The organism is Brevundimonas sp. KH_060 (genome assembly GCF_057838275.1).
Map to the genome: position 1 here is coordinate 1,276,741 of NZ_CM174463.1, position 11,681 is coordinate 1,288,421.

Sequence of the window (11,681 nt, forward strand, 5' to 3'; positions counted from 1 at the left end):
TTTGGCCAAGGCTCCGTCCCCCCGCACCCCCAAGGTTCGCATTCCCAAGTCGCGCGTTCCGAAAAAGGGCGGCGGGGGCGGGGCGGGGCGTTCCGGTCTCGGCGTCGGTCTGATCACCGCCGCCGGGACGCTGGGCCTGTTCCTGGTCGCGGCTCTGGTGGCGTTCTGGGCCATCTACTGGGGACCGGGGCCTAAGGCGGCGGAAGGCGAGGCGACGGTCGTCACCCTGCCATCCGGGGCAGGCGTTCCGGCCATTGCGGCCAATCTGAAATCGGCGGGGGTGATCCGCTCCACCGACCTGTTCCGCGCAGCGATCAGCCTGACCGGCGCCGACCGCAAGATCCGCGCGGGCGAGTATGAGGTGCCGTCGGGCGCTTCTTTGGCGACGGTGGTGGGCCTGCTGGTCGACGGCAAGGCGGTACGCCACTACGTGACCCTGCCCGAGGGCTGGTCCAGCGCCCAGGCGGTCGACATCCTGATGAAGCAGCCGGTCCTGACCGGCGAGGTCGAGGTTCCGCCCGAGGGCAGCCTGTGGCCCGAAACCTATGAGGTCACGCGCGGCGAGACCCGCGCCGCCGTCGTCGCCCGGATGCAGCGCGCCGCCAAGACCAAGCTGGAGACGCTGTGGGCCGCCCGCTCGCCCGCCACGGTGGTCACGACGCCGGAAGAGGCGGTCATTTTGGCCTCCATCGTCGAGAAGGAGACGGGCATCGCCTCTGAACGGCCCGAGGTAGCGGCCGTCTTCACCAACCGCCTGCGGCTGGGGATGCGGCTGGAGAGCGATCCGACCATCGTCTACGGCGTGACCAAGGGGCGGCCGCTGGGACGCGGCATCCTGTTGTCCGAGCTGCGCAATCCGACGCCGTGGAACACCTATCTGATCGACGGCCTGCCGCCGACGCCGATCGCCAATCCGGGCGAGGAGGCGCTGAAGGCCGTGCTGAACCCGCCGCGCTCGGAATACGTCTTCTTCGTCGCCGACGGCACGGGCGGTCACGTCTTCGCCCGCACCTATCAGGAGCATCTGCTGAACGTGGCGCGCTGGCGCGAGATCGAGCGCCGCAAGGCCGGTCTGGCGGCGGGCGAAACCGCGCCGGAGACTTCGCCCGCGCCGATGACGGATGAAGCGGCCGGCCCGGCCATCGCCATCCCGCCGGGCGCCAAGGTCATTCGGGTGCCGACGGAGGCCGGACGATGAGCAACTCGATCTCGGGCATGACCGGCTTCGGCCGGGCGGACGGGGCGCTGGACGGCTGGACCTGGACGGTCGAGGCGCGCTCGGTCAACGGCCGCTCGCTGGAGACGCGCTATCGCGGCCCGCACGGCTTCGACAATCTGGAGCGACTGGCCAAGGCGGCGGCTCAGGCGCGGCTGAATCGGGGGCAGGTGACGCTGGGTCTTCAGGCCAAGCGCGCCGAGGGCATGGAGCCCGCGCCGCGCGTCAATGAGGCGGTGCTGACGACCTATCTGCGGCTGGCGAACCAGTTGGCGGAGGAGGGGGCGACGCCGCCCTCGGCTGACGGCCTGCTGGCCCTGCGCGGTGTCATCGAGGTCGCCGAAGAGGACGAGGACGTGGAAGCCCGCGCCGCCCTTGAGGCCGCCATGGCCGCCACGGTCGAACAGGCGCTGGATGCGCTGAAGGAGTCGCGTCAGCACGAAGGCGAACAGCTGACGCCGGTGATCCACGACTTCGTCGGGACCATCGAGGCCCTGGTCGCACGCGCCGAGCTTGAGGCGTCGGCTCAGGTCGAGGCCATCCGCGAACGCTTCACGCGACGCATCAGCGAACTGGCGCCTGATGCGCCCGGTCTGGACGAGCGCGTCTTCCTCGAGGCGGCCGCCCTAGCCACTAAGGCAGACGTGCGCGAGGAGCTGGACCGGCTGACGGCCCACGTCGCCTCGGCCCGCGCACTGTTGCAGCAACCCCCCGCCGGTCGAAAACTCGACTTCCTGATGCAGGAATTCATGCGCGAGGCGAACACCCTCTGTTCGAAATCCGCTACGACCGCGCTCACCGGAATCGGCCTGGAGTTGAAGGCCGTCATCGAGCAGCTTCGAGAACAAGTTCAGAATGTCGAATAACCGCACCCCCCGCCGTGGCGTCCTGCTGATCGTGGCCAGTCCGTCGGGGGCCGGAAAGACCTCGCTGTGCCGCCGCCTGATGGCCGACCACAAGGGGTTGGAGCTGTCGGTCTCCATGACCACCCGCGGCATCCGTCCGGGCGAGGTGGACGGCCGCGACTATCACTTCGTCACCCATGAGGAGTTCCAGCGTCTGATCGACGCCGACGCCTTCCTGGAATGGGCCGACGTGCACGGCAATCGCTACGGCTCGCCGCGCGCGCCTGTCGACCGCGCCCTGGCCGAGGGGCGCGACGTTCTGTTCGACATCGACTGGCAGGGCGCCCGCGACGTGGCCGAGAAATGCCCCGGCGACGCCGTGCGTGTCTTCGTCATGCCGCCGAGCCTGGAGGAACTGCGCCGCCGCCTGGTGACGCGCTCGCAGGACGCCGAAGATGTGATCGAGCGTCGCGTCGCCAACGCCAAGGGCGAGATCGAGCACTGCGACGAGTTCGATTATGTGCTGGTCAATGAGGACTTCGACCGCTCTTACGCCGAGCTGGCTCACATCTATCACGCCGAGCGCAGCCGCCGTCACCGCAACCTGTGGGTCGAAGCCTATAAGAGCGCGCTGATGAAGGAAGTGGTCTGAAGACCATGAGCGACGCCGAGCACCGCCGCTGGCTGGTCCAGGCCGTTGATCTGGCGCTGGACAACGTCAGGGCGGGCGGTCGGCCGTTCGGCGCGGTTCTGGTCAAGGACGGCGCCCTGATCGCCAGCGGCGTCAACCGGATGCTGGCGACGAACGATCCCAGTTCACACGCTGAGATGGAGGCCCTGCGTCAGGCGGGGCCGGCGCTGGGCGGCGTCGATCTGTCGGGCGCGGTGCTCTACGCCAGCGGCCATCCGTGCCCCATGTGTCTGGCGGCGGCGGTGATGACGCGGGTCAGCGCCGTCTACTACGCCTTCAGCAATGCGGACGCCGAGCCCTACGGCTTCTCCAGTGCGGCGACCTATCAGGCGCTGGGCGTGACGCTGGACCCGCCGCCGTTGCCGTTGACGCAACTGGATGTGCCGGGACGAACGGCGGCCGATCTTTACGCCGACTAGCGGAAGGTCACGCGCACGCCCGGCTTGACCTTGGAGGCCAGTTGTTCGGCGTCCCAGTTGGTCAGGCGGACGCAGCCGCTGGAAAAGGTCTTGCCGACCTTGGACGGGTCCGGCGTGCCGTGGATGCCGTAGGTGTCGCGCGACAGGTCGATCCACACCGAGCCGACCGGATTGTTCGGTCCCGGCGGCACGATGACCTTGCGGTCGCCCCGGTCGTAGCTGACCCGGTCCGGATCGTAGGTATAGTTCGGCTCTGGCGCGACGCCGACGACGGTCAGATCGCCCGAGGGCGCCGGGCGCGCCGAACTGCCGATGGTGGCCGGATAAAAGGCCAGCAGCCTGTCCGCCTCGTCATAGACCCGCACCGACCGCTCCGCCTTGTCCACGACGATGTGGGCCACGTCGCCCGCCAGCTCGGTCTGGGCCACGGCGGCGACGACGATGGTCTGGCCCGCCTTGCCGAAGTCGACGCCGGGGTTGAGCGCCTGCAACAGGCCCTCGGTCATGTGGAACTTCTCGGCCAGCATCTCCAGCGGCGTGGCGTAGCCGACGGTCTGGAGCCTGGTCATGTCGGTCAGATTGGTCGGAACCTGGCCGATGAAAGGGCCCGCCAGGTCAGCGGCGGTGATCGTGTAGTCGGTCAGAACGCGGCCGTTATCGCCGGCGGTCAGGCGGCGGAAGACCTCGGCGTCCAGCACGCCGTCCTGAGGCAAGCCGGCGGCCTTTTCGAAGGCCGCGATGGCCTGGCGGGTGTTGTCGCCGCCCAGGCCGTCGATCACGCCGGGCGAGAAGTTGGCGCGGTCCAGCAGGATCTGGGCGCGCGCCGTCGCTGCGTCAGGCCGCGCGGGCTGACCCTCGACGGGGGCGACGACGGTCTCGAACACAGCGGTCTCGACCGCCTCGCGGGTCATGGGCGAGGCGACGGCTTCTGCGGCCGTCGGCTGTTCGGGCTTCGGCGTCTCGGCCGGTGATCCGCAGGCCGTGAGGGCGGCCAGGACGAAGGGCAGGGCCGAGACGGCGAGGCGTGATTTCGACATGAAAGCTCCGAAGGTTCCGGGGCTTGTCGAACGCTCCTAGGCTGTCTGCTGTTCCTGCGCGGCTTCCGTGCGGGCGGCGAAGAAGGGCTTCATGCGCGCCAGGGCGTCCTCGATCTCGGGCGTCGAGACGGCGAAGCTGAAGCGGATGAAGCGGTTGCCGTTGACCGGGTCGAAGTCCACGCCCGGCGCCGTCGCCACGCCCGTCTCACGCACCAGGGTCTCGCAGAAGGCCATGCTGTCGTTCGTCAGGTGGCCGATATCAGCATAGATGTAGAAGGCGCCGTCCGGCGGAGCGATCGAGCGCAGGCCCATGGCGGGCAGGGCTTCCAGCATCAGCTCGCGGTTGGCGCGATAGACGTCGATGTTGGCTTCCAGCTCTTCTTCGCAGTCCATGGCGGCCAGACCTGCGAACTGGCTGAGCGTCGGCGGCGTCAGGAACATGTTGCCCATGCGCGCGCGGGCCTGCTGGACCTCTTCTTCCGGCAGGATCAGCCAGCCCAGGCGCCAGCCCGCCATGCTCCAGTATTTGGAGAAGCTGTTTACGATCATGGCCTTGTCGTCGAACTGCAGCATGCAGGGCGTGTCGTGGCCGTAGGTGATGCCGTGATAAATCTCGTCCGAGATGATGCTGATGTTGCGCTCGCGGCAGACCTCGACGATGGCCTTCAGCTCGTTCTCGGCGATGACGGTGCCGGTCGGGTTGGCGGGGCTGGCGATGATGACGCCCTGCGGCGCCGGGTCCAGATCGCGCAGGGCCTTGGCGGTCAGCTGGAAGCGCACGTCGGGGCCGCAGTCGATCTCCTGCGGGACGATGTGCAGGGCCTTCATCGTGTTGCGATAGGCGACATAGCCAGGACGCGCGATGGCCACCCGGTCGCCGGGTGCGAATCGCATGTTCAACGCCACCACCAGGGCGGGCGAGGCGCCGGCGGTCATGATGACGCGCTCGGGGTCGATGACGACGCCGTAGCGGTCCTTGTACAGCTTGGCCACGCGGGCGCGCAGCAAGGGGCTTTCCCAGTAGCCGCCCGCTTCGGCGTCCAGGATGCGGTGCGCCTCTGCGATGGCGGGGGCGGGGGCTCCGGTCGACGGCTGGCCGAACTCCATGTGGATGACCGATTGACCTTCGGCCTTCATCGCATGGGCGATGCGGCTGATGGCGATGGCGCGGAAGGGTTCGATTTCTACTGTCATGTCAAAGCATCGGCCAATCTGAGGAAGCCCGCCACGTCGATGGTCTCGGCGCGGGCGTCGGGTTCGATTCCAGCGGCTTCGCACAGGGCGGCGCCGCCGAGTTGTTTCAGGCTGGAGCGCAGCATCTTGCGACGCTGGCCAAAGGCGGCCGCCGTGACCCGTTCCAGCCGCTTCAGACGGTCGGGGGCGGGGCGCTCGGCCAAGGGTATCAGATGCACCACGGCCGAGGCCACCTTGGGCGGCGGGGTGAAGGCGGCGGCGGGCAGGTGCATGACGATGCGCGCCTCGGCCACGGCCTGGGTGATGACGGCCAGGCGGCCATAGGCGTCCTCGCCCGGCTGGGCCACCACGCGCTCGGCGACTTCCTTCTGGAACATCAGTGTCAGGGCGCAGGGCGTCCACGGCCCCGTCAGCCATTTGATCAGCAGCGGGGTGCCAACGTTGTAGGGCAGGTTGGAGACCAGATGCGCCGGTCCCTCGACCAGTTCGGCCTCTTTCACCTTCAGGGCGTCGGCCTCGACGATGCTCAGACGGCCCGAGCCGTCGTCGAGTTCGGACAGCAAGGGGATGAAGCGCGGATCTTTTTCGACCAGCACCACCTTGCCTGTATCGCTCTCCAGCAGGGCGCGGGTCAGGCCGCCGGGGCCGGGGCCGACCTCGATGACGGCGCGGCCGTCGAATGGCCCGGCGTAGCGGACGATTTTTCGCGTGACGTTCAGGTCCAGCAGGAAGTGCTGGCCGAAGCTCTTCTTGGCCGACAGGCCGTGGGCGTCGAGCGTTTCACGTAGGGAGGGCAAGGTCATTCGCCCTTCTCCCCTCGGGGGAGAAGGTGGCTCGCGGAGCGAGACGGATGAGGGGGCTGCGTCCGCATCTGCGACGCACGAAGGCGGATCGCACCCAGCAGGACGTTGGGGTCGGACAGGAAGGCCTCATTGCCCGATCTCAGCACCATGAATTCCGCCTGCTCCAGTCTGGCGTCACGTTCAGCATCCCGTGCCTCATGAAGCTTATGGACGCCGCCGTCCAGTTCTACGACGAGTCGAATTTCCGTGCAGGCGAAGTCGCAGATCACGCCGCAGACAGGCGTCTGTCGGCGAAACTTGAGATTATCGAAGCGGCGGTCGCGGACGATCCGCCAAAATATTTCTTCGGCGTGGGTGAGGGCCCGGCGCTGTCGACGGGCGCGCTTCGTCCTGTCTGGCGTCTGCCACATGGCTGGCCGCCCCTCATCCGAGCGCCTAAGGCGCCCACCTTCTCCCCCGAGGGGAGAAGGCTATCGGTTGGCGCGCGCGGACGCCATCTCGGAAGCCAGGCGGACGGCGGCGATGAAGCTGTCGGCGCGGGCGACGCCCTTGCCCGCGATGTCGAAGCCGGTGCCGTGGTCGGGCGAGGTGCGGACGATGGGCAGGCCGAGGGTGGCGTTGACCCCGCCCCAGAAGTCCAGCGTCTTCACCGGGATCAGCGCCTGATCGTGATAGAGGCAGACGACGGCGTCGTAGCGCGCCCGCGCTTCCTCATGGAACAGGGTGTCGGCGGGCAGGGGATCGGTGATGTTCAGCCCCTCGGCGCGCAGGGCTTCGGCGGCGGGACGCAGAACCGTCGCCTCCTGCAGGCCGATGGCGCCGCCTTCGCCCGCGTGGGGGTTCAGCGCGGCCATGGCCAGGCGCGGGGCGGCGATGCCGAAATCGCGCTTCATCGATTCGTGGACGACGCGGGCGACGCGGGCGACGCGCTCGCCCGTCACCAGTTCGGGCAGCTGGTCGATCGGCACATGGATGGTGACGAGGCAGGCGCGCAGGTTCTGCGCCGTCAGCATCATCACCGGGCCGCGCGTGCCGCTGAACGGGACGTCGGCGGTCAGTTCGGCGATGAACTCGGTGTGGCCCGGAAAGCGGAAGCCGGAGGCGTACATAGGCGCCTTGGCGATGGGGGCCGTCACTAGCCCGCAGCCTTCGCCTGACAGCACCAGGTCGACGCCGCGTTCGATCCAGTCGGCCACAGCGACGGCGTTGGCGGGCTCAGGCTGACCCGCCGTCACGGATGCGGGGGCTGGATGATGCAGGACGGGGATGGCGCGGCTGAAGACGCCGGCGGCGTCAGCCGGGTTGATGACAGCCTCGACCGGCTGGCCCTGCGCCTTCAGAACATCGGCGTCGCCGACGACGACGAAGGGCACGACCGGCGCCAGCGGGCCGGGCGCGGAGCCCAGCACCGACCAGGCGCGCGCGATGATTTCCGGCCCCACCCCGGCGGGGTCGCCCATCGTAACGATGAGCGGCCGGATCATCGTCATTGTTTGATTTCGATCAGGGCGTCGGCCCGCAGGTCGCGCAGGTAGCGGCGGCCCAGCATGGCGTAGTTTTGGTTCTGCAGGCGGGCTTCGACCTGTTGCGCCGAGGGGGCGTCAGGGCCGCCCAGGCGCCGATCACAGACGGCCAGCAGGTGGACGCCCAGCGGGGTGCGGACCGCCGTGCTGACCGAGCCGATTTCGGCCGAGCGGGCGACCTGCTGGAACTGCGGCAACAGGTCCGCGACGTCGCTCTCGCCCAGATCGGCGCCCAGCAGGCCCGGTTCCGAACGCGCGCGGGTCAGGATGTTGTCGCACGTCAGCTGGCCGCGCAGGGCCTCGAGGCGCTGAGTCGCGGCGGCGACCTGGGCTTCGTCGGCGGTCTCGGGCAGCTCGACCATGACCTGCTTCATCTTGACCATGCTGGTCGATGCGCCCGAACGCTTGTCGCGCATGTAGAGGATGTAGACGCCGCCATCGACCGGGATGGGGTTCGACAATTGGCCGGCTTCCAGCGTGTCCATGACCGTTTGCAGCGCAGGCTGGACCGTGCCCTGAACCACCCAGCCGGCGTCGCCGCCGCGGGCGGCCGAAGGGGCGGCCGAGAACTGTCGGGCCACGGCCATGAAGGGGGCGCCCTGGATCATCTGCTGAACCAGCTGCCGCGCGCCGTTCACGGCCTCCTGCATGCCGCCGACGCGGGCGGCCTCCAGGTAGATTTCGCCGATCAGATATTGAGGCTTGGTCGCCGATTCGGTCATCTGGCGCATGGTCTGATCGACCTGGCTCTTGCCGACACGGGCGCGGTCGCGGAAACGGCCGCCGACCAGTTCGCGCCAGCCGATCTCGGTACGCATCTGTTCACGGAAGGCGGGGATGCTGATGCCGCCCTGTTCCAGGAAGCTGATGTAGCTGGCCGGGGTCGTGCCCGCCTGGCGGGCCATGTCGGCGATTTCCTGATCGACTTCGGCGTCGCCGATCTTGAGCTGCTCGAACTTGGCCAGTTCGGCGGCCTGCAGGTGCTGATCGATCAGGTCGTTCAGCGCCTGTTGCTGGATGGCGGCGATGGTTTCTTCGGTCGGCTGCACCTGGGTCATGGCCATCAGCACCAGCATTCGCTGGCGCAGGTCGAAGCCGGTGATGATGCGGTCGTTGACCGTGGCGATGATGCCGTCGGACAGGCGGAACTGCGGCGCTGGGGCGACGCGCTGGGGCGCTTCCTCAGCGGCGGGGTTCAGCGCGCCTGCGGCCGGAACCTGGGGAGCAGCCTGGGCGGCGGGCGCAGACGCGGTCTGCGCCGAGGAAGGCTCCACGGCGGCCACGACCATAAGGGCGGCCAGGGCGGCTCCCGTAGAGTAACGCATCAAACCCATCGATCAGTCCTGATTCCCTAAAGCGGTCCCGAGCCGGTCGGCGGCGTTGGCCGCGCCACAGCGCCAGGGCGCACGTCCCACTACGCCGCAATGCGCGCCCTGCCTACCGCATATCATTGCGATCATAGCCTGAAGACCCAAAAGTGGCGAGGTTAAGACGGATGTAAACGCCTTCCGCCGGGCCGGTCGGCCGGACGCGCGTGTTGTCGCGACGCCAGCCCAGCTCGATGCGGAAGCAGTCGTCGTCAAACAGAAGGCCGACCTCCGATCGGGTGACGATATCGCGCTCCAGGTCGGCGATGCCCGTCACCGCGACGCCCCAGTTGCCGTAGATGAACTGGTGGCCGGAGAGCTGGACGAACTCGTAGTTGCGGTTTTCCGGTCCGTCCAAGGGGTTCGAGCGGTCCACGATATAGCTCAGGCTGGCCAGATTTCGGCGTCCCCAGCGGCCGTCTACGGTCGTCTCGGCGCGGCGAATTTCGCCATTGCCGTCGATGGTGGCATGGAACCAGCCGCGCATGCGATCCGAGGGATTGAACGACCCCTGAACTACCCAGTCCGAAGTCCGGCTGGCCAGACCCGAGGGGTCGTAGAGGCGCGTCGGATCGTCCGGGATCGGCGTCAGATATTCGTCCTGATCGTCGGCGCGCATGCTGCGGCCGATGAACAGGCTGGCCGAACGCGTCTCGTCCCAGCGCAAGGTGGCGCGAACGCCCGCGGTGAAGCGCAGACCGCCTTCCAACAGGTCGTAGCCGGGGAAGCGGTCCATGCGGAACAGGGACAGGTGGTCCAGTTCCGTGATCTGGCTGTCCTCGTTCGGAATGCGCCGATCCAGGTCCGCCTTGTTGGAGATCGATACCTGGCCCATCGGCTCCAGGATCAGGTCGGACGAGGCGCTGAGGCGACGATACAGGGGGTAGCTGACGTCGACGCCGGCGCTGGCGCGCGCGCGGGTGTAGGTCTCGTTCTCGACCCCCATGGAGGGCGGCAGGTCGTCTACCGAATAGACGTCGGCGCGCAGGTCCACGAACGGCTCCCAGCGCACGCCGATGGGCGAGATCATCGCCCGGCGCCATTCCGCCTGGCCGGTGACGCGGCGGCTGTCGACGCCGGGCAGGCCGTCGGTCGGGCCGCCTGGAATCAGCTCAGGCGCCAGGGTGGGGAAGCCGACATAGGCGTCGCGGGTCAGGGCCACGGCCGAACCGCGCAGGCGCAGGCGACCGCCGAAGACAGGGCCTTCCGGCTCCCACCGCGCCTCGATCAGGGGCGCCACCAGAGGCAGGGTCTTGTCGTCCTCGAAGACGTTCAGGGCCGGGGTGACGGGATCGAACTGGGCCACCCGCAGACTCTGCATGGTGAAGGCCGCGACCGACAGATAGGAGCGCTCGGTCTGACGTTCGGCGTAGATCTGGCTGATCAGGCGGCGGCTGTCGCCGTAATAGAGACCGTTGTCCTGATAGGCGTCGCGCACGTCGTAGCGGTCGAACAGGGTCTTGTCCGACACGCGCTCGGCCGTAAAGCCCCAGCGCCACGGACCGTCGGGATCGAAGGCACCATGGGCCAGCAGATAGCTGCGGGCCGTCGTGTCGCCGAAGCGGACGTTGCTTTCCGCATCGCCGTCGCCGTCCAGGTCGAAGTCGCCGAAGCTGCGGCCATAGGTGGCGCCGCCGCGCGCCACGATCATGCCGTCCGCGAACCGCTTGCGCCATTGCAGGTTCAGCAGGGGGGCGACCTTGGTGTTGAACTGCGGGCTGACCAGCACGTCTTCCGATGGCGAGATGACGTGCAGATAGGGAAGTTCGAGCGAGACGCCCCGACCGGCCTGATAGTCGCCCCACGGCACAAGGAAGCCCGAGGCTCGGTCCACCGTCGGATCGGGGTGCGAGAAGGCCGGCAGGTAGAAGATCGGCACCCCGCCCAGGCGGAACACCACGTCACGATACAGGATCGCGCGCAGTTCTTCGTTCTGCACCGCCTTGGAGGCCTGGATGGAGACGCTGGGCGTCTTGGCCGCGCCGTCCACGGTGCAGATGGGGCAGGGGGTGAAGATGACGCGGTTCAGCTCGCTGACCGTTTCGGAACGGCGGACGGCGGTGGCGGCCATCAGGCTGGAGCCGTTCGACAGGCGCGTGGCCAGGTCGACGGCCACGCCCGCCTTGAGGTCAGAATCCAGTTCGATGCGCTCGGCGTGAACGACCGAGCCGTCCGGCGCCGTCAGTTCTGCGCCGCCCGAGGCCGTGGCGATCCGGCTTTGCAGGTCATAGGTGACGTCCTGGGCGCGCAGGCTGTGGTCCTGGAACCGGGCCATGACCCGATCCTCGGGCGAACCCTGGGCCGAGACGACGTCGCCCTGGCGCTGAGCCGAATCCGCATCGACGAAGACGGCATCGGGCGTCAGGCCGTCGGCGCCCGGCGTTTGGGGCGTGGATTGAGGCGTTGCGGTCGCCGGCTGCGCCGAAGCAGAGGCGGGGGTCTCCTGGGCCTGGGCGACCTGGGCGAACGCCAGCTGAGACAGGGGCGCGCCTATGACCAACGCCGCGCCGGTCAGCAGCCGAAGGCGCAGGGCTCCCATGCGGGGGAGACGGCGATGGGTCATGCGGTGTCCACTCATTACCGGCC

The 11,681-nt window shown here is 68.5% G+C and carries 11 protein-coding genes; 4 read left to right on the forward strand and 7 right to left on the reverse strand.

The genetic code is table 11. The features are described 5' to 3' along the window. The first annotated feature begins 1 nt into the window (after nucleotide 1). From mltG to AC3IPP_RS06260, 4 genes are read left to right on the forward strand one after another with little or no spacing between them, the layout of a single operon-like run. The gene (gene mltG / locus AC3IPP_RS06245; RefSeq protein ID WP_489150744.1) at nucleotides 2-1,198 is read left to right on the forward strand and encodes an endolytic transglycosylase MltG; all 1,197 of its coding nucleotides are present in this window, start codon (nucleotides 2-4) and stop codon (nucleotides 1,196-1,198) included. Further along, nucleotides 1,195-2,082, forward strand: coding sequence for a YicC/YloC family endoribonuclease (locus tag AC3IPP_RS06250; protein ID WP_489150745.1), 888 nt, complete (start codon nucleotides 1,195-1,197; stop codon nucleotides 2,080-2,082). Before mltG ends, AC3IPP_RS06250 begins: the two co-directional genes overlap by 4 nt. Further along, entirely contained in the window at nucleotides 2,072-2,713 is a 642-nt protein-coding gene (gmk, locus tag AC3IPP_RS06255; protein ID WP_087139212.1) for a guanylate kinase, read from the forward strand. The genes AC3IPP_RS06250 and gmk overlap by 11 nt, the downstream gene beginning before the upstream one ends. 5 nt (nucleotides 2,714-2,718) lie before the next feature. Further along, on the forward strand, nucleotides 2,719-3,171 hold the full coding sequence (locus AC3IPP_RS06260; RefSeq protein WP_489150746.1) for a nucleoside deaminase: 453 nt from the start codon (nucleotides 2,719-2,721) through the stop codon (nucleotides 3,169-3,171). On the opposite strand, the gene AC3IPP_RS06265 is transcribed toward AC3IPP_RS06260, so the two are convergent. From AC3IPP_RS06265 to AC3IPP_RS06295, 7 genes are all read right to left on the reverse strand, one after another. Beyond that, entirely contained in the window at nucleotides 3,168-4,208 is a 1,041-nt protein-coding gene (locus tag AC3IPP_RS06265; RefSeq protein ID WP_489150747.1) for a L,D-transpeptidase family protein, read from the reverse strand. The two genes, AC3IPP_RS06260 and AC3IPP_RS06265, sit on opposite strands and share 4 nt — an antisense overlap. A gap of 36 nt (nucleotides 4,209-4,244) precedes the next feature. Then, a complete protein-coding gene (locus AC3IPP_RS06270) occupies nucleotides 4,245-5,402 on the reverse strand; it encodes a pyridoxal phosphate-dependent aminotransferase (RefSeq protein ID WP_489150748.1) in 1,158 nt (385 codons plus the stop codon). Further along, entirely contained in the window at nucleotides 5,399-6,205 is an 807-nt protein-coding gene (gene rsmA, locus AC3IPP_RS06275) for a 16S rRNA (adenine(1518)-N(6)/adenine(1519)-N(6))-dimethyltransferase RsmA (protein WP_489150749.1), read from the reverse strand. The genes AC3IPP_RS06270 and rsmA overlap by 4 nt, the downstream gene beginning before the upstream one ends. Next, entirely contained in the window at nucleotides 6,202-6,615 is a 414-nt protein-coding gene (locus AC3IPP_RS06280) for an endonuclease domain-containing protein (RefSeq protein WP_489177451.1), read from the reverse strand. The genes rsmA and AC3IPP_RS06280 overlap by 4 nt, the downstream gene beginning before the upstream one ends. A gap of 60 nt (nucleotides 6,616-6,675) precedes the next feature. Continuing rightward, entirely contained in the window at nucleotides 6,676-7,695 is a 1,020-nt protein-coding gene (gene pdxA / locus AC3IPP_RS06285) for a 4-hydroxythreonine-4-phosphate dehydrogenase PdxA (RefSeq protein ID WP_489150751.1), read from the reverse strand. After that, on the reverse strand, nucleotides 7,692-9,053 hold the full coding sequence (locus AC3IPP_RS06290) for a peptidylprolyl isomerase (protein ID WP_489150752.1): 1,362 nt from the start codon (nucleotides 9,051-9,053) through the stop codon (nucleotides 7,692-7,694). The genes pdxA and AC3IPP_RS06290 overlap by 4 nt, the downstream gene beginning before the upstream one ends. Nucleotides 9,054-9,165: 112 nt before the next feature. Continuing rightward, nucleotides 9,166-11,658: an LPS-assembly protein LptD gene (locus AC3IPP_RS06295; RefSeq protein ID WP_489150753.1), complete on the reverse strand. Its 2,493-nt coding sequence runs from the start codon at nucleotides 11,656-11,658 to the stop codon at nucleotides 9,166-9,168. Nucleotides 11,659-11,681 lie beyond the last annotated feature (23 nt).

Coding starts and splice junctions, on each gene's coding strand:
- AC3IPP_RS06250 (WP_489150745.1), top strand. CDS start 1,195: ATGAGCAACTCGATCTCGGGCATGACCGGCTTCGGCCGGGCGGACGGG.
- gmk (WP_087139212.1), top strand. CDS start 2,072: ATGTCGAATAACCGCACCCCCCGCCGTGGCGTCCTGCTGATCGTGGCC.
- AC3IPP_RS06260 (WP_489150746.1), top strand. CDS start 2,719: ATGAGCGACGCCGAGCACCGCCGCTGGCTGGTCCAGGCCGTTGATCTG.
- AC3IPP_RS06265 (WP_489150747.1), bottom strand. CDS start 4,208: ATGTCGAAATCACGCCTCGCCGTCTCGGCCCTGCCCTTCGTCCTGGCC.
- AC3IPP_RS06270 (WP_489150748.1), bottom strand. CDS start 5,402: ATGACAGTAGAAATCGAACCCTTCCGCGCCATCGCCATCAGCCGCATC.
- rsmA (WP_489150749.1), bottom strand. CDS start 6,205: ATGACCTTGCCCTCCCTACGTGAAACGCTCGACGCCCACGGCCTGTCG.
- AC3IPP_RS06280 (WP_489177451.1), bottom strand. CDS start 6,615: ATGTGGCAGACGCCAGACAGGACGAAGCGCGCCCGTCGACAGCGCCGG.
- pdxA (WP_489150751.1), bottom strand. CDS start 7,695: ATGACGATGATCCGGCCGCTCATCGTTACGATGGGCGACCCCGCCGGG.
- AC3IPP_RS06290 (WP_489150752.1), bottom strand. CDS start 9,053: ATGCGTTACTCTACGGGAGCCGCCCTGGCCGCCCTTATGGTCGTGGCC.
- AC3IPP_RS06295 (WP_489150753.1), bottom strand. CDS start 11,658: ATGACCCATCGCCGTCTCCCCCGCATGGGAGCCCTGCGCCTTCGGCTG.